The following is a 21,893-nucleotide window of genomic DNA, read 5'->3' as shown; positions in this document are numbered from 1 at the left end:
GGGACAGGCTGTGGGGCAAACTATAGAAAAACGGAGGTTTTGAACATGTTAGTATCTGCAACAGAAATGCTGAAAAAGGCAGTAGAAGGACACTATGCAGTAGGTCAGTTCAACATTAACAACCTGGAGTGGACCAAGGCCATCCTGGCAACCGCACAGGAGTTAAACTCCCCGGTTATCCTGGGCGTATCTGAGGGCGCAGGAAAATATATGACCGGATTTAAGACCGTTTCCGCTATGGTAAAAGCCATGATCGAGGAAATGAACATTACCGTTCCGGTAGCACTGCACTTAGACCACGGCACCTACGATGGCTGCTATAAGTGCATTAAGGCAGGTTTCTCATCCATCATGTTCGATGGTTCCCACTATGCCATCGAAGAGAACGTAGAGAAGACCAAAGAGTTAGTAAAAGTTGCTCACGCTATGGGTCTTTCCATCGAGGCTGAGGTCGGTTCCATCGGCGGTGAGGAAGACGGCGTGATCGGTATGGGCGAGTGCGCAGATCCGAACGAGTGCAAGATGATCGCAGACCTGGGCGTAGACTTCCTGGCAGCAGGTATCGGCAACATTCACGGCAAATATCCGGCAAACTGGCAGGGCTTAAGCTTTGAGACTCTGGCAGCAGTCAAGGAGAAGGTGGGCGACCTGCCGTTAGTTCTTCATGGCGGTACCGGTATCCCGGCTGACATGATCAAAAAAGCGATCGATCTTGGTGTGGCAAAGATCAACGTAAATACCGAGTGTCAGCTTTCCTTTGCAGACGCTACCCGTAAGTATGTCGAGGCAGGCAAGGATTTAGAGGGCAAGGGCTTCGATCCGCGTAAGCTGCTCGCACCGGGCGCAGAGGCTATCAAGGCAACTGTAAAAGAGAAAATGGAGCTGTTCGGTTCCGTTGGAAAAGCCTGAAAATCAGTGCTTTGAAAAAAATACGGGAAAATGCAAAAAAACACTTGCTTTTTCCAACCTGATGGTTTATTTTAATTAGGGAACAATGGTGTTCTTCCAAAAAGGAAGAGCACCATTTTTTTTTAACCAGATACCCAGCTTAAGAAAATTAAGTATACATAAAAATAATTTAGGGCAGGGTGAGGAGACCGGGAACGGCAATTCTAAGTGAGAGGAAGGAAAAGTCTATGAGCGAAGTTATGAATGTAGCTGAGATTTTTGGCAAGAACGTCTTCAACGAAACTGTTATGAAAGAACGCTTACCAAAGAGCGTTTTCAAGAAAATGAAAAAGACCATCGAAGATGGTGCTGAGCTGGATCCGTCCATTGCAGATGTGGTTGCGCACGCAATGAAGGACTGGGCAATCGAGAGAGGGGCAACCCATTACACCCACTGGTTCCAGCCGCTGACTGGCGTAACCGCAGAGAAGCATGATTCCTTCATTTCCGCACCGGATGCGGAGGGAAAGGTTATCATGGAATTTTCGGGCAAGGAGCTTATCAAGGGCGAGCCGGATGCATCTTCCTTCCCGTCAGGCGGCCTGCGCGCTACATTCGAGGCAAGAGGCTATACTGCATGGGACTGCACTTCCCCGGCATTCTTAAGAGAAGATGCCTGCGGTGTGACTCTTTGCATTCCGACCGCGTTCTGCTCCTACACTGGTGAGGCGCTGGATCAGAAAACCCCTCTTCTTCGTTCCATGCAGGCCATTGACGAGCAGTCTTTAAGGATTTTAAGACTCTTCGGCAACACCACCGCAAAGCGTGTCTGCCCGTCTGTTGGACCGGAGCAGGAGTACTTTATTGTAGACCGTCAGAAATACTTACAGAGAAAAGACCTGATCTACACCGGCCGTACCCTGTTTGGCGCCATGCCTCCGAAGGGCCAGGAGCTGGACGACCATTACTTTGGTGTCATCCGTGAGCGTATCGGTGCTTACATGAAGGCGGTTAACGAGGAACTCTGGAAGCTTGGCGTTACCGCTAAGACCCAGCACAACGAGGTAGCACCGGCACAGCATGAGCTGGCTCCGATCTACGACCAGGCAAACTTGGCGGTTGACCACAACCAGATGGTTATGGAAACCTTAAAGAAGGTTGCCGGACGTCAGGGCCTTACCTGTCTGCTTCATGAGAAGCCATTTGCAGGCGTAAATGGTTCCGGTAAGCACAATAACTGGTCTCTTACCTCTGATGATGGCGTGAACCTGTTAAACCCGGGCGATACCCCGCACGAGAACATTCAGTTCCTTCTTGTTCTGGGCTGCATCTTAAAGGCAGTCGATATTCATGCAGACCTGCTTCGTGAATCAGCGGCTGATATCGGAAACGATCACCGTCTGGGTGCAAACGAGGCACCGCCGGCAATCATTTCCGTATTCCTGGGTGAGCAGCTTGAGGATGTGATCGATCAGCTGTGCAGCACTGGTGAGGCAACTCACTCTAAGAGCGGCGGTACGTTAAGGACTGGTGTTGCAACCCTTCCGGATCTGGATAAGGATGCAACCGACCGTAACCGTACTTCACCGTTCGCTTTCACCGGAAACAAGTTCGAGTTCCGTATGGTAGGTTCTTCCGATTCTGTTGCTCCGGCCAACGTAGTCCTGAACACCATCGTGGCAGAGGCTTTCAAAGAGGCAGCAGATGAGCTGGAAAAGGCAGATGATTTCGATACTGCAGTACATGACATGATCAAGAAACTGCTTCGCGACCACAAGCGCATCATTTTCAACGGCAACGGTTACTCTGATGCATGGGTAGAAGAGGCAGAAAGACGCGGCCTTCCGAACATCCGCTCCATGGTAGATGCAATCCCGGCCCTCACTACCGAGAAGGCAGTAAAACTCTACGAGTCCTTCGGCGTATTTACCAGGGCAGAGCTTGAGTCTCGTGCCGAGGTTGAGTATGAGGCATATGGCAAGATGATTAACATCGAGGCAAGAACCATGATCGATATGGCGAGCAAGCAGATCATTCCGGCTGTGATCAAGTACACCACTCAGCTGGCAGGCTCTCTTGGTGCAGTCAAGGCTGCATGCCCGGAGGCAGATACCAGCGTACAGGCTGAACTGCTGACAGAGACCTCTGATCTTCTGTCTGATATGAAGGTTGCCCTGGCAGCTCTGATCGATATTACGGAAGAGGCAGCATGTGTTGATGGTGCTGAGACTCAGGCGCGCGTTTACCATGAGAAGGTGGTTCCGGCTATGGCAGCGCTCCGCACACCGGCCGATAAGCTGGAGATGATCGTGGACAAAGACCTGTGGCCATTCCCGAGCTACGGCGATCTGATCTTCGAGGTATAAAGTTCCAATCATATTAGAAAAAATCAGGGCAGGCTTTCGCTGTTTGGCGGAGGCCTGCTTTGTAGTTACGGGTAAGAATACAGCGGGAAAGCTTTTTGAATCGGACCTTCCGGCCGATAGGAAATCGTAAGAATCTATTTGCGCGAATTGGTTGAATATTTATGCCGTTATTGTTAAAATGAAACGTATAAGAGACCGCCCGGGGAAAGCAGGCATCTGCGCAGGCAGGCTGGTTGCGAAAAGAAGAAACGGCGGCGCAACGATACGAAGGAGCTTTTATATATGAAGAAAAAGGGTTTGGCAATGTTTGCCCTGGCAGCAGTCATGAGCCTTGGCGCGGTGGGGATTACAGCGTTTGCGGCCGGCTGGTCACAGGAAGGCAGCAACTGGGTATACTATAATAACAATGGAAGCAAGGTAACCAATGCGTGGCGTCAGGCACAGGATGGAACCTGGCGTTATCTGGAAAGCAGCGGAGCCATGGCAACCAACAAATGGGTCGATAACGATGATTACTATGTAGATGCCAGCGGTATCATGATCACCAATAAATGGCTTCAGGTGGCAAACAGCCGGAAAACAAGTGGGTATGACTGGTATTATTTCGGAAATAACGGCAAGTGCTCGAAAGAAAAATGGGTGCAGATCGATGGTAAGTATTATTATTTTGGAGATACCGGCGCCATGGAGACTGGCTGGATCCTGGATGACATGTATTACTGCGATGATGTGGGCGTTATGGTGACCGGATGGAAGAAACTGACCCCGCCGGAGGAATATCAGGATGAGGACAAGCACACCGGTCCGTTTGAAACTGCCAGTGATGGTCAGTACTGGTACTATTTCGGAACCAACGGAAAGAAAACGGTTCCAAGCGAGAACGGAACCAATATCAAACAGAAAAAGATCAACGGAACCTATTATTGCCTGCGCGAGGACGGTGCTGTTCAGACCGGCTGGGTCTGCGTCACCGGCGATGAATCCGACAACATTGAGGATTACCGCCTGGTAGATGCCGAGGGAAAAGTCCGCACCGGCTGGTATTCTGCCGAGCCGCCGGAATATCTGGCGGGGCATTATGATCATGACGTCGAGTGGTTTTATTTCAATTCCAAGGGTGTTCCGGAAGTGGGACCGGCAAAGGGCAGTGCGAAAACCAGTGATTTAAAGCGCATCAACGGATATACACATCTGTTCAATGAATATGGAACTCCTGTATATGGCGTTCAGAAGGTGTATACCAACAGCAGTGAGTATACCGCCTATTACTTTGGCAATTATCCGCAAAGCAGTATGCTGACGGGCAAGTACAATATCACGGAGGGAGGAGTCTCCTGGCCGTATTATTTCAACTCTACCGGAAAAGGCTATACCGGTGTGTATGACAATTATCTATATTATATGGGGAAACTGCAGAAGGCAGATTCCGGCAGCAAATACGAAGTCTTCTCCGTTCCGAACGGAAACAGCTATAAGAACTATGTAGTGAACACTTCCGGTAAGATTGCCAAGAACACTACGGTCAAGGACAGCAATGGCGTAAAATACAAAACCAACAGCAGTGGGGTCCTGACCAAAGAAGATGACGAGAGCGTAGACGGCGGAAGCTACCGCAGCCCGGAAGAACCGGAATGGGATAACGAATAAAACAGAATACCATTACAGAAACAGAGGCTGATACAGGGAAAAGCTGTATCGGCCTCTTTACTGCATTATATATAGAAGAAACACAGCTCTGGCCAATGCACGGAAAATTGCATGAGAATAAAAACATTAAAATAATAGATAAAATACTTGCTTTTTTGGAAAGACTATGATATCATACAAAGGCTGTGACATGATAGCAATGAAGCGCGAGGTTGCTGCCAAAATGGCAGGTTTTCCGTGGAGCGAATGTCAAGTTAGGAAACTGACGACAAGTCACTGTACCAATTTAACAGCTGTAGTAAAGAGTAATTGCAGTAACGCAGTGTGTAGTCCGCGCGACACACACGGAGATGTGTACAGTCACCGCTTGTCGTACTTCAAACAAAAGTGCGAAAAGGAGGCGACTTTTTTTATGGCAAGTCAAGTAATGAGAATCACATTAAAAGCTTATGATCATCAGTTAGTTGATCAGTCTGCTGGAAAAATCATCGAGACCGTAAAGAAGACAGGGGCTCAGGTGAGCGGACCGGTACCGTTACCGACCAAGAAAGAGGTAGTAACTATTCTGAGAGCGGTACACAAGTACAAAGATTCCAGAGAGCAGTTCGAGCAGAGAACTCACAAAAGACTTATCGATATCACCACTCCGAGCCAGAAGACAGTTGATGCATTAAGCAAACTGGAAATGCCGGCTGGTGTTTATATCGACATCAAAATGAAACAGAAATAAGCTTTAGTATGATTGCCGTAAAAGGTAATCCGCTGTAAGGAGGAAATTGAAATGAAGAAAGCTATCTTAGCTACCAAAGTCGGAATGACTCAGATCTTCAACGAAGATGGCGTGTTAGTTCCGGTAACCGTTCTTCAGGCTGGCCCGTGTGTAGTAACCCAGGTTAAGACCGTTGAGAACGATGGCTACAAAGCAGTTCAGGTTGGTTTTGTAGACAAGAGAGACAAACTGGTTAGCAAACCGGTTAAGGGACACTTCGACAAGGCAGGTGTTTCCTACAAGAGATTCGTCCGCGAGTTCCGTTTCGAGAACGCAGAAGAGTATTCTGTAAAGGACGAGATCAAAGCTGACATCTTCGCTAACGGCGATAAGGTGGATGCAACCGCTGTTTCCAAAGGTAAAGGTTTCCAGGGCGCGATCAAGAGACACGGCCAGCACAGAGGACCTATGGCTCATGGTTCTAAATTCCATCGTCATCAGGGTTCCAACGGTGCTTGTTCTGATCCGAGCAAGGTATTCAAGGGTAAAGGCATGCCGGGACATATGGGCTCCAAGCGGGTTACCATTCAGAACCTTGAGATTGTCCGCGTAGACGTTGAGAACAATCTGCTTCTGGTTAAGGGCGCTGTTCCGGGACCGAAGAAATCTTTAGTAACGATCAAAGAAACAGTGAAAGCTTCCAAGTAAGCTTTGACGAGAAAGGAGGAACACACAGATGGCAAACGTATCTGTTTACAATATGGAAGGTAATGAAGTAGGCAAGATGGATTTAAACGATGCTGTATTCGGTGTTGAGGTTAACGAGCACTTAGTACACATGGCAGTCGTTGCACAGCTTGCTAACAATCGTCAGGGTACTCAGAAAGCAAAAACCCGTTCTGAGGTATCTGGTGGCGGTAGAAAACCGTGGAGACAGAAAGGAACCGGACATGCACGTCAGGGTTCAACCAGAGCTCCGCAGTGGACCGGCGGCGGTATCGTATTCGCTCCGACTCCGAGAGATTACACAATCAGACTCAACAAGAAAGAGAAGAGAGCAGCTCTGAAGTCTGCACTGACCAGCAGAGTGCTTGAGAACAAGTTCATCGTTGTTGACGAGCTGAAGCTTGATGAGATCAAGACCAAGAAATTCCAGAACGTCCTGAATAACTTAAAGGTTAACAAGGCGCTGGTAGTAGTTGACGAGAACAGCGACAACGTTGTTAAGTCCGCTAAGAACATCCAGTCTGTAAAGACCGCTTATGTCAATACCATCAACGTATATGACATTCTGAAATACAACACCGTAGTAGCTACCAAGGCTGCTGTTGCAAATATCGAGGAGGTGTACGCATAATGGCTAACGTTCAGTACTATGACGTCATTCTGAAACCGGTTGTAACCGAGAAAAGCATGAACGCAATGAGCGAGAAGAAATACACTTTCCTGGTTCACACCGATGCGAACAAGTCCATGATCAAAGAGGCTGTTGAGAAGATGTTCCCGGGAACCAAAGTTAAGAGTGTAAACACCATGAACAGCGAAGGCAAGAACAAGAGACGTGGTATGACCTTCGGCAAGACCGCTGCAACCAAGAAAGCTATCGTTCAGTTAACTGAGGACAGCAAAGAGATCGAGGTATTTGCAGGTCTGTAGGCATTGAACACTTAACGAGCGCGCAGAGCGCGAGTTTAGTGAGAAAGCCCATCGCGAACCTTAACGAAGCGAAGCTGAGTTTAGTTGAGCGATGAGAATTAATGAAACTATACGGTGACTAGTGAAAAGAATATACTGCGCCGTGATAAAGAGATACACGCGAGTGCGTTGATAACGCACGACCGTGTACGGAATTGAAAGGAGTTCAAGTCATGGGAATTAAAACATACAACCCATATACACCTTCCAGAAGACATATGACCGGATCTGACTTCAGTGAGATCACCAAGTCCACTCCGGAGAAGTCTCTGGTTACTTCTTTAAAGAAGAATGCTGGCCGTAACAACCAGGGTAAGATCACCGTTAGACATCGTGGTGGCGGTTCCAGAAGAAAATACAGAATCATCGATTTCAAGAGAAACAGCAAGGATGGTATCCCGGCAACCGTTATCGGTATCGAGTACGATCCGAACAGAACTGCAAACATCGCACTGATCTGCTACGCAGACGGCGAGAAGGCTTATATCCTGGCTCCGGCTGGCTTAACCGACGGCATGAAGGTTATGAGCGGCGAGACTGCAGAGGCTAAAGTTGGTAACTGCTTACCGCTGGCAAACATTCCGGTTGGTGCGCAGATTCATAATATTGAGCTGTATCCGGGCAAGGGTGGTCAGCTGGTTCGTTCCGCTGGTAACGCTGCTCAGCTTATGGCAAAAGAAGGCAAATATGCAACCTTAAGACTTCCTTCCGGCGAGATGAGAATGGTTCCGATCGTATGCCGCGCAACCATCGGTGTTGTAGGTAACGGCGAGCACAACCTGATCAACCTCGGTAAAGCTGGTAGAAAACGTCATATGGGTATCCGTCCTACAGTTCGCGGTTCCGTTATGAACCCGAATGACCATCCGCACGGTGGTGGTGAAGGTAAGACTGGTATCGGTCGTCCGGGTCCTTCTACTCCGTGGGGCAAGCCTGCTCTGGGTCTGAAGACCAGAAAGAAAAACAAGCAGTCTAATAAGCTGATTGTAAGAAGACGCGACGGCAAGACCATTAAATAATTCAAGGAGGATACAAAACCTATGGCACGTTCATTAAAAAAAGGACCATTTGCAGATGCACACTTACTGAAAAAAGTTGATGCAATGAACGCAGCAGGACAGCATCAGGTAATCAAGACCTGGTCCCGCCGTTCCACAATCTTCCCGCAGATGGTTGGACATACAATCGCAGTTCACGATGGCAGAAAGCATGTTCCGGTATATGTTACCGAGGATATGGTTGGCCACAAACTGGGTGAGTTCGTAGCTACCAGAACTTACAGAGGACATGGAAAAGACGAGAAGAAATCCAAACGATAATCGTCAGGATTGAAAGGAGGTTAATTAGCAATGGCTAAAGGACATAGAAGTCAGATTAAGAGAGAGAGAAATGCCCAGAAGGACACCAGACCGAGCGCAAAGTTATCTTACGCACGTGTTTCTGTTCAGAAGGCTTGCTTCGTATTAGATGCCATCAGAGGCAAAGATGTACAGACCGCACTTGGTATTGTAACTTACAACCCAAGATATGCTTCTTCTTTAATTAAAAAATTACTGGAATCTGCAATTGCTAATGCAGAGAACAACAACAACATGGATCCGGCTAAGCTTTACGTGGAGGAGTGCTTCGCAAACAAGGGACCGACCATGAAGAGAGTAAAACCGAGAGCACAGGGCAGAGCTTACAGAATCGAGAAGAGAATGAGCCACATCACTGTTGTGCTGAATGAGAGATAAGAGGAGGCAATTATGGGACAGAAAGTTAATCCGCACGGCTTAAGAGTCGGTGTTATTAAAGACTGGGATTCCAAGTGGTATGCAGAAGGCAACTTCGCTGATTGCCTGGTAGAGGATTACAACATCCGTAAATTCCTCAAGAAAAAACTGTATAGCGCTGGCGTTTCCAAAATCGAGATCGAGAGAGCATCTGCATCTGACAGAGTAAAGATCATCATCTTCACCGCTAAACCGGGCGTAGTAATCGGTAAGGGCGGCGCAGAGATCGAGAAGCTCAGAGCTGAGGTTCAGAAGCTGACCGACAAAAAAGTATTTATCGACATCAAAGAGATCAAGAGACCGGACCGCGATGCTCAGTTAGTAGCTGAGAACATTGCACAGCAGCTGGAGAACCGTGTTTCCTTCCGTCGTGCTATGAAGTCTACCATGGGTCGTTCCATGAAGGCAGGCGTTAAGGGAATCAAGACCGCTGTTGGCGGACGTCTTGGCGGTGCTGATATCGCTCGTACCGAGTTCTACAGCGAGGGCACCATTCCGTTACAGACATTAAGAGCAGATATTGACTATGGTTTCGCTGAGGCAGATACCACCTACGGCAAGCTTGGCGTTAAGGTTTGGATCTACAAAGGCGAGGTACTTCCTACTAGAGGAAACAAGGAAGGGAGCGATAAATAATGTTAATGCCTAAGAGAGTAAAGCGCCGCAAACAGTTCCGTGGAACTATGACCGGTAAGGCTTTAAGAGGAAATAAAATTAACTACGGTGAGTTCGGTCTGGTGGCTACTGAGCCGTGCTGGATCAAGTCCAATCAGATCGAGGCAGCCCGTGTTGCCATGACCCGTTACATCAAACGTGGTGGTAAAGTCTGGATCAAGATTTTCCCGGACAAACCTGTAACTGCTAAGCCGGCTGAGACTCGAATGGGTTCCGGTAAAGGCGCTCTGGAGTACTGGGTAGCAGTTGTTAAACCGGGCAGAGTAATGTTCGAGATCGCTGGCGTTCCGGAGGAAACCGCGCGTGAGGCATTACGTCTTGCTATGCACAAGTTACCATGCAAATGTAAGATTGCTGCTAAAGCAGATTTAGAAGGCGGTGATAACAGTGAAAACTAATAAATTCGTAGAAGGCTTAAAGGCAAAATCAGCGGCTGAGTTACAGGAAGAATTAGTAGCTGCAAAGAAAGAACTTTTCAACTTAAGATTCCAGAATGCAACCAACCAGTTAGATAATACCAGCAGAATCAAAGAGGTTCGCAAGAATATCGCTAGAATTCAGACTGTTATTACAGAGAAATCTAAACTGGCTTAAGGTTTGAAAGGAGAACATGACCGTGGAAAGAAATTTAAGAAAAACCCGCGTAGGTAAAGTCGTAAGCGACAAGATGGACAAGACCATCGTTGTAGCAATCGAGGACCACATCAAACATCCTTTATACGGCAAGATCGTAAAAAAGACCGTTAAGTTAAAAGCTCATGACGAGAACAACGAGTGCGGCAAGGGTGATACCGTTAAAGTTATGGAAACCAGACCGCTGTCCAAGGACAAGAGATGGAGACTGGTTGAGATTATCGAGAAGGCTAAATAAGTTATCCAGGAAGGAGTATCAGGCATGATTCAGCAGGAAACCAGACTGAAGGTTGCTGATAACACCGGCGCAAAAGAGTTACTTTGCATCCGTGTTATGGGTGGCTCTACAAGAAGATATGCTAACATTGGTGATGTAATCGTCGCTTCCGTTAAAGATGCAACACCAGGCGGCGTTGTAAAGAAAGGCGATGTTGTGAAGGCCGTTGTAGTTCGTTCCGTTAAGGGCGCACGCAGAAAAGACGGTTCTTATATCAAGTTCGATGAGAACGCAGCAGTTATTATCAAAGATGACAAGACCCCAAGAGGAACCCGTATCTTTGGACCGGTAGCAAGAGAATTACGTGAGAAACAGTTCATGAAGATCGTATCTCTGGCTCCGGAAGTACTGTAAGGAGGTATTGGCTGTGCAGAAAATTAAAAAAGACGACCTGGTAAAGGTTATCGCAGGTAAAGATAAAGACAAAACCGGTAAAGTCCTGAGCGTTAAGGGCGGTAAAGTTCTGGTTGAGGGCTGCAACATGGTTACCAAGCACTCCAAACCGAACGCTGCTAACCCGCAGGGCGGCATCGTAAATCAGGAAGCAGCTATGGATATTTCCAACGTTATGCTGGTTGTTGATGGCAAAGCTACCCGTGTTGGCTTTGAAGTAAAAGATGGTAAGAAAGTCCGCGTTGCAAAGGCAACCGGTAAAGTTATCGACTAATTGCAGAGAGGAGGAACAGAGAGTTGGCTAGATTAAAAGAACAGTATCAGAGCGAGATGGTTGACGCACTGATTAAGAAATTTGGTTACAAGAACATCATGGAAGTCCCGAAGCTTGATAAGATCGTTATCAACATGGGCGTTGGTGAGGCAAAAGACAATGCTAAGGTTCTGGATTCTGCAGTTAGAGATTTAGAGCTGATTACCGGACAGAAGGCAGTTACCACCAAGGCTAAAAAGTCCGTTGCAAACTTCAAAATCAGAGAAGGTATGCCGATCGGTTGTAAGGTTACCCTTCGTGGTGAGAAGATGTACGAGTTCGTTGATCGTCTGATCAACCTGGCTCTGCCGCGTGTACGTGACTTCCGCGGTGTTAACCCGAACGCATTTGATGGCAGAGGTAACTACGCTCTGGGTATCAAAGAGCAGTTAATCTTCCCTGAGATTGAATACGATAAAGTTGACAAGGTAAGAGGTATGGATATCATCTTCGTTACCACTGCCAAGACTGATGAAGAAGCTCGTGAACTTTTGACATTATTCAATATGCCATTTGCTAAATAACAGGAGGAAAGATCCATGGCTAAGACTTCAATGAAGATTAAGCAGCAGCGTCCGGCGAAGTTCTCCACCAGAGAGTACAATCGTTGCAGAATCTGTGGACGTCCGCATGCATACTTAAGAAAATACGGCATCTGCCGTATCTGCTTCCGTGAGCTGGCATATAAGGGCCAGATCCCGGGCGTAAAGAAGGCAAGCTGGTAGGCCAAAAGCAACTTAGCGAGTCCGAGCCGCAAGGCGACGGACAAGCTTAGTGCGAGGCCCATCGCGAACCTTAGCAAGTGCAAGCCGCAAGGCGCCGCACGCGCTTAGTTGAGCGATGCTGCTGACTGTGAGAAAACACAGCCCAAACAAATCAGCAGATGTCCCTCCCGAAACTTATGAGCCCCCGCGGCTTCGTAAGTTTCGAAGGAGTGAGGTCCAACAAAAAGGAAACCAACTAACAATATTAAGGAGGAATTATCCATCATGACTATGAGTGATCCGATCGCAGATATGCTTACAAGAATCCGTAACGCAAACACTGCTAAACATGACACTGTTGACGTACCGTCTTCCAAGATGAAGCTTGCTATTGCAGACATCCTGGTAAAAGAGGGTTACATTCAGAAATACGATATCGTTGAGGACGGCGCATTCAAGACTATCCACATCACCTTAAAGTATGGTGCAGATAAGAATGAGAAGATCATCAGCGGCATCAAGAGAATTTCCAAACCGGGTCTGCGTGTATACGCAAACAAAGAGGACCTCCCGAGAGTACTTGGCGGTCTGGGAATCGCAATCATTTCCACCAACCAGGGCGTTATCACCGATAAGGAAGCACGTCGTCTGGGCGTAGGCGGAGAGGTATTAGCATTCGTTTGGTAATTCGTTGCCGCGAAGCTACTTCTATATATTATGTAACTGAAAACAGAAAACGCACAGAGCGTTTTCCGAAAATTTAAGTAGGAGGTAAATGGCATGTCACGTATCGGAAGAATGCCAATCGCAATCCCGGCAGGCGTAACTGTAACGATTGCAGAGAATAATAAAGTGACTGTAAAAGGTCCTAAGGGAACCCTTGAGAGAGAGTTACCGGTAGAGATGGACATCAAGGAAGAAGATGGACATATTGTTGTAACCAGACCGAATGACTTAAAGAAGATGAAATCTTTACATGGTCTGACCAGAACCCTGATCAACAACATGGTAGTTGGTGTTACCGCTGGCTACGAGAAAGTTCTGGAAGTAAACGGTGTAGGTTACAGAGCATCTAAGCAGGGCAAGAAATTAACCCTTAACCTGGGTTATTCCCATCCGGTAGAGATGGAAGATCCGGAAGGTCTTGAGACTGTTCTGGAAGGTCAGAATAAGATCACGGTTAAAGGTATCGATAAAGAGAAAGTTGGCCAGTACGCTGCAGAGATCAGAGACAAGAGAAGACCTGAGCCGTATAAGGGCAAGGGTATCAAGTATGCTGATGAGACTATCAGACGTAAAGTTGGTAAGACTGGTAAGAAATAATTAAGGAGAGTACAAAGATGGTTAGTAAGAAATCAAGAAGCGAAATTCGCGTTAAAAAGCATACCAGATTACGTAATCGCTTTGCAGGTACTGCAGAGAGACCGCGTCTGGCTGTTTTCAGAAGTAATAATCATATGTATGCTCAGATTATTGACGACTCAGTCGGCAATACTCTGGTAGCAGCATCCACCAATGAGAAGGCAGTTAAGGCTGAGCTTGAGCACACCAATGACACTGCAGCAGCAACTTATGTTGGAACTCTGATCGCTAAGAGAGCTCTGGAGAAGGGTATCGAGGAAGTCGTTTTCGATAGAGGCGGTTTCATTTACCAGGGTAAGATCCAGGCACTTGCAGACGCAGCTCGTGAAGCTGGTCTGAAATTCTAGTAGAGAGGAGAACGGCATGAAGCGTACAATTATTGACCCAAGTCAGTTTGAATTAAATGACAACGTAGTAGCAATCAAGCGTGTATCCAAAACCGTAAAAGGTGGACGTACCATGAGATTCTCTGCTCTGGTAGTAGTAGGTGATGGCAATGGTCACGTAGGTGCAGGTCTTGGTAAGGCTGGTGAGGTTCCGGAGGCAATCCGCAAAGGAAGAGAAGCAGCTATGAAGAACCTGGTAGAGATCCCGGTTGACGAGAACAAGAGTATCCCGCACGACCACATCTGCAAGTTCGGCAGCTCTTCTGTACTGTTAAAGAAGGCTCCGGAAGGTACTGGTATCATCGCTGGTGGTCCGGCTCGTTCCGTACTGGAGCTTGCTGGTATCAAGAACATCCGTGCTAAGTCTTTAGGCTCCAACAACAAGACCAACGTTGTTCTTGCAGTGATCAACGGTCTGACTCAGCTTAAGACTCCGGAAGAGTATGCAAGACTTCGCGGCAAATCTGTTGAAGAGATCTTAGGCTAAGGAGGGTAATGAAATGGCAGAGAAGTTAAAAGTAACGTTAGTCAAATCCCCGATCGGTGCTATCCCGAAGCAGAAAGCTACCGTAGAGGCTCTGGGCCTGAAGAAAGTCAACAAGACTGTTGAACTTCCGGATAACGAGGCTGTCAGAGGTATGATCTGGCACGTAAAGCATTTAGTTAAGGTAGAAGAAATCTAATTATAGAAGTAAGGAGGTGCAGTGCAATGGATTTATCCAATTTACAGCCTGCTGTTGGTTCTAAACATAGTGATAATTTCAGAAGAGGACGCGGTCACGCTTCCGGAAACGGCAAAACTGCTGGTAAGGGCCACAAGGGTCAGAAAGCACGTTCTGGCGCACCGAGACCTGGTTTCGAGGGTGGTCAGATGCCGTTATACAGACGTCTCCCGAAGAGAGGCTTCAAGAATCGTAACACCAAAGTTATCGTTGGTATCAATGTAAGCGCTTTAGAGTGCTTCGAGAACGATGCAGTTGTTACTGTTGAGACTCTTCTTGAGAGCGGAATCGTTAAGAATCCGAGAGATGGCGTCAAGATCCTGGGTAACGGAGAACTGACCAAAAAGCTGACCGTAAAGGCAGATGCATTCAGTGAGGGTGCGAAGGCTAAAATTGAAGCTTTAGGTGGAACCTGCGAGGTGATCTAATATGTTAAAGACACTCCGAAATGCATGGAAGATCAAGGAGATCAGAACAAAACTGATCTTCACCTTCCTCATGCTGGTGGTCATCCGTTTTGGATCTGAACTGCCGATTCCTGGAGTTAAGACGGACTTTTTCGCGAATTTCTTCGCGAATCAGTCCACTGATGCATTTGGATTTTTCAATGCGATGACTGGCGGATCCTTCTCCTCCATGTCTATTTTCGCACTGAGTATCACCCCGTACATTACATCTTCCATCATCATGCAGCTGCTCACGATCGCAATTCCGAAGCTGGAAGAGATGCAGCGTGACGGCGAGGATGGCCGTAAGAAGATCGCAGAGTACACCCGTTACTTAACGGTTGCGCTTGCACTGATCGAGTCCATCGGAATGGCAGTCGGTTTCGGCGGCCAGGGACTTCTGATCAATTACAATGTATGGAGCGTGGTTATTGCAGTCGCTACCATGACTGCAGGAAGCGCATTCCTGATGTGGATCGGTGAGCGTATTACTGAGAAGGGCGTGGGCAATGGTATTTCCATCGTCCTGCTGTTCAATATCGTATCCTCTCTCCCGCAGGATGTGAACACCCTGTACACCAGATTCTTAAGCAACAGCAAGAACATCGGATCTACTGTATTGATCGTACTGATTATGATTGCGATCCTTGCAGCTATGGTTGTGTTCGTTATCATCCTTCAGGATGGCGAGCGCAGAATCCCGGTCCAGTATTCTAAAAAGATGGTTGGCAGAAAGTTAGTGGGCGGCCAGGCTTCCCACATTCCGTTAAAGGTGAACACCGCAGGTGTCATCCCGGTAATCTTTGCTTCCTCCATCATGTCCTTCCCGATTGTGATCGCACAGTTTTTCCATCCGGATTACACCACCATCGGCGGTAAAATCCTGATGGTCCTGAACTCATCTTACTGGTTCAGACCGGAGATGCCGGCATATTCTGTGGGACTGGTGATCTACCTTGTATTGATCGTGCTTTTCGCATACTTCTATACATCCATCACCTTCAATCCGCTGGAAGTGGCAAACAATATGAAGAAGTCCGGCGGTTTTATCCCGGGTATCCGCCCAGGTAAACCGACTTCCGAATATCTTGACAAGATCTTAAATTACATCGTATTTATCGGTGCAGTTGGCCTGATCATTGTCAGCGTTATCCCGATCACCATTTCCGGAGTATTCACGGTAAGCCGTCTGTCCTTCATGGGTACCTCCCTGATCATTATCGTCAGTGTTATCCTGGAGACCATTAAGGCTATTGAATCTCAGATGATCGTTAGAAATTACAAAGGCTTTTTAAATGATTAAGCGTTCGTAAGAGAAAGCTGCTGCCCATATGCGTGCAGCAGCTTCTTTTGTATAACAGGAAATTGCGTCCTGTCATAGAGGAACGCCCTGCGAGGAGGATTAACCAGATGAAGATCATCATGTTAGGTGCTCCGGGTGCCGGCAAAGGCACCCAGGCAAAGAAGATTGCAGCGAAATATGGTATTCCGCATATCTCTACCGGAGATATTTTCCGTGCAAATATCAAGGGCGGTACAGAGCTGGGTATGAAGGCGAAGTCTTACATGGATCAGGGACAGCTTGTTCCGGATGATGTCACCATCGGCATGCTGTTAGACCGTATTGCAGAGGCTGACTGCGAGAACGGATATGTGCTGGACGGTTTCCCGAGAACTATTCCGCAGGCAGAAAGCCTGACAGAAGCACTTGATAAGCTGGGCCAGAAGATGGATTTCGCAATTGATGTTGATGTACCGGATGAGTCCATTATCAACCGTATGTCAGGCAGAAGAGCGTGTCTCTCCTGCGGTGCTACCTATCACATCGTATACAATCCGACCAAAGTGGAAGGTGTCTGTGACGCATGCGGCCAGAAGCTGGTACTGCGTGACGACGATAAGCCGGAGACTGTAAAGAAACGTCTGACGGTATATCATGACCAGACTCAGCCGCTGATTGATTATTACAAAAAGGCCGGAATCCTGAAATCTGTAGACGGAACACAGGATTTAAACAAAGTATTTGAGGACATCGAAGCTGTCCTGGAGGCGTAATATGTCAGTAACGATCAAATCCGCAAGAGAGATTGAGCTGATGCGGGAGGCCGGAAGAATTCTGGCGAAGGTACATGAGGAACTGGAGAAAGCCATTCACCCGGGCATGTCCACTCTGGACATTGACCGTCTGGGCGAGAAGCTGATCCGCGAGTTCGGGTGTGTTCCTTCCTTTAAGAATTACAATGGCTACCCGGCATCCATCTGTGTTTCTGTGAATGATGAGGTGGTACATGGTATTCCGAATAAGCACCATATCATCAAGGAGGGCGACATTGTCAGCCTGGATGCAGGCGTCATTTACAAAGGCTATCATTCTGATGCTGCAAGAACCCACGCGGTTGGTGCCATCAGCCCGGAAGCGCAGAAGCTGATTGATGTTACCAGGCAATCTTTCTTTGAGGGGATTAAGTTCGCGAAAGCTGGCAATCATCTCAATGATATCTCTTCCGCAATCCAGGCCTATGCAGAAAGCTTCGGATACGGTGTTGTCCGCGATCTGGTGGGACACGGTATCGGATCTCATCTGCACGAGGAGCCGGAGGTGCCGAACTTTGCGCAGAAGCGCAAGGGCATCAAGCTGGTTCCGGGTATGACGCTGGCCGTTGAGCCCATGATCAATATCGGAACACCGAACGTAGCATGGATGGATGACGACTGGACGGTGGTTACAAAAGACCACAGCATGTCTGCTCATTATGAGAACACCATTCTGATCACTGAGGGTGAGCCGGAGATCTTATCTCTGTAAAGGCGGTGTGCGATGAAAATGGAACTGTACTGTCCGGCAAGATCTCTTGCGGGACATGACAAAAACCAGTATTTTATCATAGTATCCGATGAAGGGGAATACGTTGCCATGGCAAATGGAACCACCCACAGGGTGGACGACCCGAAGCGGAAAAACAAGAAACATATTCAGGCAGGGAAGACGCCGCTCTTTACGGCGTCTCCCACTGATGAAGAAATCCGAAACGAGCTGAACGCCTGGGTGAAACGCCACGGCTGTATTTAGGAGGAATTGATTACATGTCTAAATCAGATGTTATTGAAATTGAGGGAACTGTTGTTGAGAAGCTGCCGAACGCAATGTTCCAGGTAGAGTTAGAGAACGGCCATCAGGTACTGGCTCATATCAGCGGTAAGCTGCGTATGAACTACATCCGTATCCTGCCGGGCGACAAGGTTACCCTTGAGATGTCTCCGTATGATTTAAGCAAGGGCAGAATCATCTGGAGAGATAAATAAGGTTATAGAAGCAGCCGCTTTTATAAATAAAAAATAGTAAAAAATATTTAGAAAAACACTTGCATAATAGGAACCATGATGTTATAATATCATGGCGACTTTGTTGAGATGCTGGGCGAAGTTTGTCTAAAATTAGTCCGGCTGTACCAATATATCTGGACAGATATATGCAACTGTAGAAAGGAGAATTGCCGTGAAGGTGAGATCATCAGTAAAACCGATTTGCGAAAAGTGCAAAATCATCAAACGCAAAGGCAGTATCAGAGTAATCTGTGAAAATCCTAAGCACAAACAGAGACAAGGTTAAAAACAAAAAGTTATAGGAGGTTACGACGCAAATGGCTCGTATTTCAGGTGTTGATTTACCAAGAGAAAAACGTGTTGAAATCGGTCTGACTTACATCTACGGAATCGGTAGAACAAGTGCAAACCGTATCCTTGCTGAGGCTGGCGTTAATCCTGACACCCGTGTTAAGGATCTGACCGATGACGAAGTGAAGAAGCTGGCAGCTGTTATTGCTGACACTCAGACTGTTGAGGGTGATCTTCGCAGAGAGATCGCTATGAACATCAAGAGACTGCAGGAGATTGGCTGCTATCGCGGAATCCGTCATAGAAAAGGTCTCCCGGTTCGTGGTCAGAAGACCAAAACCAATGCAAGAACCCGCAAAGGTCCTCGTAAGACTGTTGCAAACAAGAAGAAATAAGTAATTCGTTACATTATGTAGAATCACGTTGCATGTTTTAAAAACAGGAAACAGGATTCGGAAATTCAAGAAAGTAGGTTAGTTTAAAATGGCTAAAAAAGTGTCCACTGCAAAAAAAGTGACAAAAAAGCGCGTAAAGAAAAACGTTGAACGCGGACAGGCACATATCCAGTCTTCTTTTAACAACACCATCGTTACCTTAACCGATGCACAGGGTAACGCGTTGTCCTGGGCAAGTGCCGGTGGTCTGGGATTTAGAGGTTCAAGGAAATCTACTCCATATGCAGCTCAGATGGCTGCAGAAACTGCCGCTAAAGCAGCTTTAGTACATGGTTTAAAATCTGTAGACGTTATGGTTAAAGGACCTGGTTCAGGCCGTGAGGCAGCAATTCGTGCGCTTTCCGCATGCGGTATTGAAGTAACTAGCATTAAGGACGTAACTCCGGTTCCACATAACGGATGTCGCCCGCCAAAACGTAGAAGAGTCTAATTAGGAGGTACTAAAAGTGGCAGTAGATAGAGTTCCTGTTCTTAAAAGATGCAGATCTCTTGGTTTAGATCCGATCTATTTAGGAATTGATAAAAAATCAAACAGAGAATTAAAAAGAGCTAACAGAAAAGTAAGTGAGTATGGTCTCCAGTTACGTGAGAAGCAGAAAGCAAAATTCATCTATGGCGTATTAGAGAAACCGTTCCGTAACTACTACACCAAGGCTGAGAAGATGGAAGGCCAGACTGGTGAGAACATGATGATCCTTCTGGAGCGCAGACTGGACAACGTTGTATTCCGTATGGGATTCGGCCGCACCAGACGCGAGACCAGACAGATGGTAGATCACAAGCACATCCTCGTAAACGGCAAGTGTGTAAACATTCCGTCCTACCTGGTAAAAGCTGGTGACGTGATCGAAGTAAAAGAGAAGGCTAAATCTTCTCAGAGATACAAAGATGCTCTTGAGGTAACTGCAGGACGTCTGGTTCCGGCTTGGCTGGATGTTGACCAGGAGAATCTGCGCGGTACTGTAAAAGAGATGCCGTCCAGAGATGAGATTGATGTTCCGGTAAACGAGATGCTTATCGTCGAGTTGTACTCCAAATAATTAAGAGTACCAATTTCCCTCGATAGAAGAACCCAAAAGGAGGGGCTAGAGTCGTGTTCGATTTTGAGAAACCAAACATTGAGATTGTTGAGATTTCTGATGATAAGAAATATGGCAAGTTTGTAGTTGAACCACTTGAGAGAGGCTATGGCACAACGCTGGGTAACTCCCTGAGAAGAATCATGCTTTCTTCTCTGCCGGGTGCAGCTGTCAGCCAGGTGAAAATCGACGGCGTTTTACATGAGTTCAGTTCTATTCCGGGTGTTAAGGAAGATGTAACTGAAATCATTATGAACATCAAGAGCTTATCTATTAAGAACAACAGCGATAGCAACGAAGTAAAGACCGCTTACATCGAGTTCGAGGGTGAGGGTGTCATTACTGCAGCTGATATCCAGGCTGACCCGGACATTGAGATCATGAATCCGGATCAGGTGATCGCACACTTAAGCGGCGGCGCAGACAGCAAGTTCTACATGGAACTTACGATCACTAAGGGCCGCGGATATGTGAGCGCAGACAAGAATAAGAGTGAGGATATGCCGGTTGGTGTGATCGCGGTGGATTCCATCTACACACCGGTTGAGCGTGTCAACATGTCCATTCAGAATACCCGTGTTGGACAGGTTACCGATTACGATAAGCTGACCTTAGACGTGTACACTAATGGAACCTTAGCTCCAGATGAGGCTGTAAGCCTTGCAGCGAAAGTTCTGAGCGAGCACTTAAATCTTTTCATCGATCTTTCTGAGAATGCCAAGACTGCTGAGATCATGGTAGAGAAAGAGGACAATGAAAAAGAGAAGGTTCTCGAGATGAACATCGATGAACTGGAACTGTCTGTTCGTTCCTACAACTGCTTAAAGAGAGCCGGAATCAATACTGTGGAGGAGCTGTGCAACAGAACTCCGGAGGATATGATGAAGGTTCGTAATCTCGGCAGAAAGTCCCTTGAGGAAGTTCTGGCGAAATTAAAAGAGTTAGGCCTTCAGCTCAACCCGAGCGAGGAATAATTCTTCAATTACTGATAACTTTAAAGTGGCGGCTCCGTAAGTCCATCAGGCAGAGAGCCGCTACGTTATGAAAAATTGGAAGCTGTGGTCCGGTAAGACCAAAGGGCACGGGACTGCACTCCACATTATATGGAGGAAAATAAAATGGCAGGTTATAGAAAACTTGGAAGAACTTCCAGCCAGAGAAAAGCAATGATCCGCAGCCAGGTAACTGCACTGCTGTATCATGGAAGCATCAAAACCACTGAGGCTAGAGCAAAAGAGATCCGCAAAGTTGCTGAGGGTCTGATTGCACTGGCTGTAAAAGAGAAAGACAACTTCGAGACTGTTACTGTTACCGCTAAGGTTGCTAAAAAGGACGCTGAGGGTAAGAGAGTCAAAGAGGTAGTAAACGGCAAGAAAGTTACCGTTTATGATGAAGTTCAGAAGGAAATCAAGAAGGATAAGCCGTCCAGACTTCATGCTCGTCGTCAGATGCTCAAAGTTCTCTACGATGTAACTGAGGTTCCGACCGCAGCTGCAGGCAAGAAGAAAAACACCAAATCCGTAGATATCCCGGCAAAACTCTTCGATGAGGTTGCTCCGAAGTACGTTTCCCGTAACGGTGGTTACACCCGTATCGTTAAGATCGGCCAGCGTAAGGGTGACGGCGCTATGGAAGTGCTGTTAGAGCTTGTTTAATCTTATAATCATATAAATTTATGAGCTTAGGGCTCCTGGAGATTCGTTCTCCAGGAGTTTTTTTGTATGATAGGAAATTCCTCCACTCGGAGGAAACC

At 47.1% G+C, this 21,893-nt stretch carries 35 protein-coding genes; all 35 read left to right on the top strand.

Annotation, left to right across the window (positions count from 1 at the left end; all coding sequences use genetic code 11):
- Positions 1-45 precede the first annotated feature (45 nt).
- Positions 46-909, top strand: a complete 864-nt coding sequence (fba, locus tag DWY84_RS11625) for a class II fructose-1,6-bisphosphate aldolase (protein ID WP_118533469.1) — start codon at positions 46-48, stop codon at positions 907-909.
- A 227-nt stretch (positions 910-1,136) separates the two neighbouring features.
- Positions 1,137-3,254 (top strand): glutamine synthetase III, encoded by a 2,118-nt coding sequence (locus DWY84_RS11620; RefSeq protein WP_118533467.1) that lies wholly within the window; start codon positions 1,137-1,139, stop codon positions 3,252-3,254.
- Positions 3,255-3,536: 282 nt separating this feature from the next.
- Entirely contained in the window at positions 3,537-4,901 is a 1,365-nt protein-coding gene (locus DWY84_RS11615; protein ID WP_118533465.1) for a cell wall-binding protein, read from the top strand.
- A gap of 412 nt (positions 4,902-5,313) precedes the next feature.
- Positions 5,314-5,631: a 30S ribosomal protein S10 gene (gene rpsJ / locus DWY84_RS11610; protein WP_118533463.1), complete on the top strand. Its 318-nt coding sequence runs from the start codon at positions 5,314-5,316 to the stop codon at positions 5,629-5,631.
- 51 nt (positions 5,632-5,682) lie between these two features.
- Complete coding sequence (rplC, locus tag DWY84_RS11605; RefSeq protein WP_118533461.1) at positions 5,683-6,318, top strand: 50S ribosomal protein L3; 636 nt, start codon at positions 5,683-5,685, stop codon at positions 6,316-6,318.
- Between the two features lie 28 nt (positions 6,319-6,346).
- Positions 6,347-6,967: a 50S ribosomal protein L4 gene (gene rplD / locus DWY84_RS11600; RefSeq protein WP_118533459.1), complete on the top strand. Its 621-nt coding sequence runs from the start codon at positions 6,347-6,349 to the stop codon at positions 6,965-6,967.
- On the top strand, positions 6,967-7,266 hold the full coding sequence (gene rplW, locus DWY84_RS11595) for a 50S ribosomal protein L23 (protein ID WP_118533457.1): 300 nt from the start codon (positions 6,967-6,969) through the stop codon (positions 7,264-7,266). Before rplD ends, rplW begins: the two co-directional genes overlap by 1 nt.
- A gap of 212 nt (positions 7,267-7,478) precedes the next feature.
- A complete protein-coding gene (rplB, locus tag DWY84_RS11590; protein ID WP_118533455.1) occupies positions 7,479-8,324 on the top strand; it encodes a 50S ribosomal protein L2 in 846 nt (281 codons plus the stop codon).
- Between the two features lie 21 nt (positions 8,325-8,345).
- Positions 8,346-8,624, top strand: a complete 279-nt coding sequence (rpsS, locus tag DWY84_RS11585; protein WP_006782235.1) for a 30S ribosomal protein S19 — start codon at positions 8,346-8,348, stop codon at positions 8,622-8,624.
- Positions 8,625-8,654: 30 nt separating this feature from the next.
- Positions 8,655-9,041 (top strand): 50S ribosomal protein L22, encoded by a 387-nt coding sequence (gene rplV / locus DWY84_RS11580; protein WP_118533453.1) that lies wholly within the window; start codon positions 8,655-8,657, stop codon positions 9,039-9,041.
- A gap of 12 nt (positions 9,042-9,053) precedes the next feature.
- A complete protein-coding gene (rpsC, locus tag DWY84_RS11575) occupies positions 9,054-9,716 on the top strand; it encodes a 30S ribosomal protein S3 (RefSeq protein WP_118533451.1) in 663 nt (220 codons plus the stop codon).
- The gene (gene rplP, locus DWY84_RS11570) at positions 9,716-10,153 is read left to right on the top strand and encodes a 50S ribosomal protein L16 (protein ID WP_118533449.1); all 438 of its coding nucleotides are present in this window, start codon (positions 9,716-9,718) and stop codon (positions 10,151-10,153) included. The genes rpsC and rplP overlap by 1 nt, the downstream gene beginning before the upstream one ends.
- Positions 10,143-10,349 (top strand): 50S ribosomal protein L29, encoded by a 207-nt coding sequence (rpmC, locus tag DWY84_RS11565; protein ID WP_118533447.1) that lies wholly within the window; start codon positions 10,143-10,145, stop codon positions 10,347-10,349. The genes rplP and rpmC overlap by 11 nt, the downstream gene beginning before the upstream one ends.
- Before the next feature lie 16 nt (positions 10,350-10,365).
- Positions 10,366-10,626, top strand: a complete 261-nt coding sequence (gene rpsQ / locus DWY84_RS11560; RefSeq protein ID WP_118533445.1) for a 30S ribosomal protein S17 — start codon at positions 10,366-10,368, stop codon at positions 10,624-10,626.
- A gap of 24 nt (positions 10,627-10,650) precedes the next feature.
- Complete coding sequence (rplN, locus tag DWY84_RS11555) at positions 10,651-11,019, top strand: 50S ribosomal protein L14 (RefSeq protein WP_118533444.1); 369 nt, start codon at positions 10,651-10,653, stop codon at positions 11,017-11,019.
- Positions 11,020-11,032: 13 nt separating this feature from the next.
- Positions 11,033-11,332 (top strand): 50S ribosomal protein L24, encoded by a 300-nt coding sequence (rplX, locus tag DWY84_RS11550; protein WP_118533442.1) that lies wholly within the window; start codon positions 11,033-11,035, stop codon positions 11,330-11,332.
- Positions 11,333-11,355: 23 nt separating this feature from the next.
- Positions 11,356-11,895, top strand: a complete 540-nt coding sequence (gene rplE / locus DWY84_RS11545) for a 50S ribosomal protein L5 (RefSeq protein WP_118533440.1) — start codon at positions 11,356-11,358, stop codon at positions 11,893-11,895.
- Between the two features lie 15 nt (positions 11,896-11,910).
- A complete protein-coding gene (locus DWY84_RS11540) occupies positions 11,911-12,096 on the top strand; it encodes a type Z 30S ribosomal protein S14 (RefSeq protein WP_002566501.1) in 186 nt (61 codons plus the stop codon).
- Between the two features lie 264 nt (positions 12,097-12,360).
- The gene (gene rpsH, locus DWY84_RS11535; RefSeq protein WP_118533438.1) at positions 12,361-12,762 is read left to right on the top strand and encodes a 30S ribosomal protein S8; all 402 of its coding nucleotides are present in this window, start codon (positions 12,361-12,363) and stop codon (positions 12,760-12,762) included.
- Positions 12,763-12,855: 93 nt separating this feature from the next.
- Positions 12,856-13,398 (top strand): 50S ribosomal protein L6, encoded by a 543-nt coding sequence (gene rplF, locus DWY84_RS11530; protein WP_118533436.1) that lies wholly within the window; start codon positions 12,856-12,858, stop codon positions 13,396-13,398.
- A gap of 17 nt (positions 13,399-13,415) precedes the next feature.
- Positions 13,416-13,784, top strand: coding sequence for a 50S ribosomal protein L18 (gene rplR, locus DWY84_RS11525; RefSeq protein ID WP_118533434.1), 369 nt, complete (start codon positions 13,416-13,418; stop codon positions 13,782-13,784).
- Between the two features lie 16 nt (positions 13,785-13,800).
- Positions 13,801-14,310 (top strand): 30S ribosomal protein S5, encoded by a 510-nt coding sequence (gene rpsE, locus DWY84_RS11520; protein ID WP_118533432.1) that lies wholly within the window; start codon positions 13,801-13,803, stop codon positions 14,308-14,310.
- Positions 14,311-14,323: 13 nt separating this feature from the next.
- Complete coding sequence (rpmD, locus tag DWY84_RS11515; RefSeq protein WP_118533430.1) at positions 14,324-14,506, top strand: 50S ribosomal protein L30; 183 nt, start codon at positions 14,324-14,326, stop codon at positions 14,504-14,506.
- Positions 14,507-14,532: 26 nt separating this feature from the next.
- A complete protein-coding gene (gene rplO / locus DWY84_RS11510) occupies positions 14,533-14,973 on the top strand; it encodes a 50S ribosomal protein L15 (RefSeq protein ID WP_118533428.1) in 441 nt (146 codons plus the stop codon).
- A 1-nt stretch (position 14,974) separates the two neighbouring features.
- Positions 14,975-16,294 carry a preprotein translocase subunit SecY gene (gene secY, locus DWY84_RS11505; RefSeq protein ID WP_118533426.1) on the top strand — a complete coding sequence of 440 codons (1,320 nt, stop codon included), beginning with the start codon at positions 14,975-14,977 and terminating at the stop codon, positions 16,292-16,294.
- A gap of 107 nt (positions 16,295-16,401) precedes the next feature.
- The gene (locus DWY84_RS11500) at positions 16,402-17,046 is read left to right on the top strand and encodes an adenylate kinase (RefSeq protein ID WP_118533424.1); all 645 of its coding nucleotides are present in this window, start codon (positions 16,402-16,404) and stop codon (positions 17,044-17,046) included.
- Between the two features lies 1 nt (position 17,047).
- Complete coding sequence (gene map, locus DWY84_RS11495; RefSeq protein WP_118533422.1) at positions 17,048-17,797, top strand: type I methionyl aminopeptidase; 750 nt, start codon at positions 17,048-17,050, stop codon at positions 17,795-17,797.
- Between the two features lie 12 nt (positions 17,798-17,809).
- Positions 17,810-18,061, top strand: a complete 252-nt coding sequence (locus DWY84_RS11490) for a KOW domain-containing RNA-binding protein (RefSeq protein ID WP_118533420.1) — start codon at positions 17,810-17,812, stop codon at positions 18,059-18,061.
- A 14-nt stretch (positions 18,062-18,075) separates the two neighbouring features.
- Positions 18,076-18,294, top strand: coding sequence for a translation initiation factor IF-1 (infA, locus tag DWY84_RS11485; protein ID WP_118533418.1), 219 nt, complete (start codon positions 18,076-18,078; stop codon positions 18,292-18,294).
- 193 nt (positions 18,295-18,487) lie between these two features.
- The gene (rpmJ, locus tag DWY84_RS11480; protein WP_003497809.1) at positions 18,488-18,601 is read left to right on the top strand and encodes a 50S ribosomal protein L36; all 114 of its coding nucleotides are present in this window, start codon (positions 18,488-18,490) and stop codon (positions 18,599-18,601) included.
- 31 nt (positions 18,602-18,632) lie between these two features.
- Complete coding sequence (gene rpsM / locus DWY84_RS11475) at positions 18,633-19,001, top strand: 30S ribosomal protein S13 (protein WP_118533416.1); 369 nt, start codon at positions 18,633-18,635, stop codon at positions 18,999-19,001.
- An 88-nt stretch (positions 19,002-19,089) separates the two neighbouring features.
- Positions 19,090-19,491: a 30S ribosomal protein S11 gene (rpsK, locus tag DWY84_RS11470; protein WP_118533414.1), complete on the top strand. Its 402-nt coding sequence runs from the start codon at positions 19,090-19,092 to the stop codon at positions 19,489-19,491.
- A gap of 16 nt (positions 19,492-19,507) precedes the next feature.
- The gene (gene rpsD / locus DWY84_RS11465) at positions 19,508-20,101 is read left to right on the top strand and encodes a 30S ribosomal protein S4 (protein ID WP_118533412.1); all 594 of its coding nucleotides are present in this window, start codon (positions 19,508-19,510) and stop codon (positions 20,099-20,101) included.
- Positions 20,102-20,154: 53 nt separating this feature from the next.
- Positions 20,155-21,114 (top strand): DNA-directed RNA polymerase subunit alpha, encoded by a 960-nt coding sequence (locus DWY84_RS11460; RefSeq protein ID WP_118533410.1) that lies wholly within the window; start codon positions 20,155-20,157, stop codon positions 21,112-21,114.
- A 144-nt stretch (positions 21,115-21,258) separates the two neighbouring features.
- Positions 21,259-21,795 carry a L17 family ribosomal protein gene (locus tag DWY84_RS11455; RefSeq protein WP_118533408.1) on the top strand — a complete coding sequence of 179 codons (537 nt, stop codon included), beginning with the start codon at positions 21,259-21,261 and terminating at the stop codon, positions 21,793-21,795.
- Positions 21,796-21,893: the final 98 nt, after the last annotated feature.

The organism is Clostridium sp. AF27-2AA (assembly GCF_003478505.1).
Lineage (GTDB): Bacteria > Bacillota > Clostridia > Lachnospirales > Lachnospiraceae > Brotaphodocola.
This window is presented reverse-complemented; position numbering and strand designations above follow the sequence as displayed.

What these genes read in the sequence shown, in the direction of transcription:
- DWY84_RS11615 (WP_118533465.1), top strand. Translation starts at nt 3,537, where the DNA reads ATGAAGAAAAAGGGTTTGGCAATGTTTGCCCTGGCAGCAGTCATGAGC.
- rplB (WP_118533455.1), top strand. Translation starts at nt 7,479, where the DNA reads ATGGGAATTAAAACATACAACCCATATACACCTTCCAGAAGACATATG.
- rplD (WP_118533459.1), top strand. Translation starts at nt 6,347, where the DNA reads ATGGCAAACGTATCTGTTTACAATATGGAAGGTAATGAAGTAGGCAAG.
- rpsK (WP_118533414.1), top strand. Translation starts at nt 19,090, where the DNA reads ATGGCTAAAAAAGTGTCCACTGCAAAAAAAGTGACAAAAAAGCGCGTA.
- rplW (WP_118533457.1), top strand. Translation starts at nt 6,967, where the DNA reads ATGGCTAACGTTCAGTACTATGACGTCATTCTGAAACCGGTTGTAACC.
- DWY84_RS11500 (WP_118533424.1), top strand. Translation starts at nt 16,402, where the DNA reads ATGAAGATCATCATGTTAGGTGCTCCGGGTGCCGGCAAAGGCACCCAG.
- rpsM (WP_118533416.1), top strand. Translation starts at nt 18,633, where the DNA reads ATGGCTCGTATTTCAGGTGTTGATTTACCAAGAGAAAAACGTGTTGAA.
- rplF (WP_118533436.1), top strand. Translation starts at nt 12,856, where the DNA reads ATGTCACGTATCGGAAGAATGCCAATCGCAATCCCGGCAGGCGTAACT.
- DWY84_RS11490 (WP_118533420.1), top strand. Translation starts at nt 17,810, where the DNA reads ATGAAAATGGAACTGTACTGTCCGGCAAGATCTCTTGCGGGACATGAC.
- rplC (WP_118533461.1), top strand. Translation starts at nt 5,683, where the DNA reads ATGAAGAAAGCTATCTTAGCTACCAAAGTCGGAATGACTCAGATCTTC.
- rplV (WP_118533453.1), top strand. Translation starts at nt 8,655, where the DNA reads ATGGCTAAAGGACATAGAAGTCAGATTAAGAGAGAGAGAAATGCCCAG.
- rplP (WP_118533449.1), top strand. Translation starts at nt 9,716, where the DNA reads ATGTTAATGCCTAAGAGAGTAAAGCGCCGCAAACAGTTCCGTGGAACT.
- rpsS (WP_006782235.1), top strand. Translation starts at nt 8,346, where the DNA reads ATGGCACGTTCATTAAAAAAAGGACCATTTGCAGATGCACACTTACTG.
- infA (WP_118533418.1), top strand. Translation starts at nt 18,076, where the DNA reads ATGTCTAAATCAGATGTTATTGAAATTGAGGGAACTGTTGTTGAGAAG.
- rpsC (WP_118533451.1), top strand. Translation starts at nt 9,054, where the DNA reads ATGGGACAGAAAGTTAATCCGCACGGCTTAAGAGTCGGTGTTATTAAA.
- rplN (WP_118533444.1), top strand. Translation starts at nt 10,651, where the DNA reads ATGATTCAGCAGGAAACCAGACTGAAGGTTGCTGATAACACCGGCGCA.
- DWY84_RS11455 (WP_118533408.1), top strand. Translation starts at nt 21,259, where the DNA reads ATGGCAGGTTATAGAAAACTTGGAAGAACTTCCAGCCAGAGAAAAGCA.
- DWY84_RS11620 (WP_118533467.1), top strand. Translation starts at nt 1,137, where the DNA reads ATGAGCGAAGTTATGAATGTAGCTGAGATTTTTGGCAAGAACGTCTTC.
- rpsE (WP_118533432.1), top strand. Translation starts at nt 13,801, where the DNA reads ATGAAGCGTACAATTATTGACCCAAGTCAGTTTGAATTAAATGACAAC.
- rpsH (WP_118533438.1), top strand. Translation starts at nt 12,361, where the DNA reads ATGACTATGAGTGATCCGATCGCAGATATGCTTACAAGAATCCGTAAC.
- rplO (WP_118533428.1), top strand. Translation starts at nt 14,533, where the DNA reads ATGGATTTATCCAATTTACAGCCTGCTGTTGGTTCTAAACATAGTGAT.
- rpsQ (WP_118533445.1), top strand. Translation starts at nt 10,366, where the DNA reads ATGACCGTGGAAAGAAATTTAAGAAAAACCCGCGTAGGTAAAGTCGTA.
- map (WP_118533422.1), top strand. Translation starts at nt 17,048, where the DNA reads ATGTCAGTAACGATCAAATCCGCAAGAGAGATTGAGCTGATGCGGGAG.
- rplR (WP_118533434.1), top strand. Translation starts at nt 13,416, where the DNA reads ATGGTTAGTAAGAAATCAAGAAGCGAAATTCGCGTTAAAAAGCATACC.
- secY (WP_118533426.1), top strand. Translation starts at nt 14,975, where the DNA reads ATGTTAAAGACACTCCGAAATGCATGGAAGATCAAGGAGATCAGAACA.
- fba (WP_118533469.1), top strand. Translation starts at nt 46, where the DNA reads ATGTTAGTATCTGCAACAGAAATGCTGAAAAAGGCAGTAGAAGGACAC.
- rpsJ (WP_118533463.1), top strand. Translation starts at nt 5,314, where the DNA reads ATGGCAAGTCAAGTAATGAGAATCACATTAAAAGCTTATGATCATCAG.
- DWY84_RS11540 (WP_002566501.1), top strand. Translation starts at nt 11,911, where the DNA reads ATGGCTAAGACTTCAATGAAGATTAAGCAGCAGCGTCCGGCGAAGTTC.
- rpmD (WP_118533430.1), top strand. Translation starts at nt 14,324, where the DNA reads ATGGCAGAGAAGTTAAAAGTAACGTTAGTCAAATCCCCGATCGGTGCT.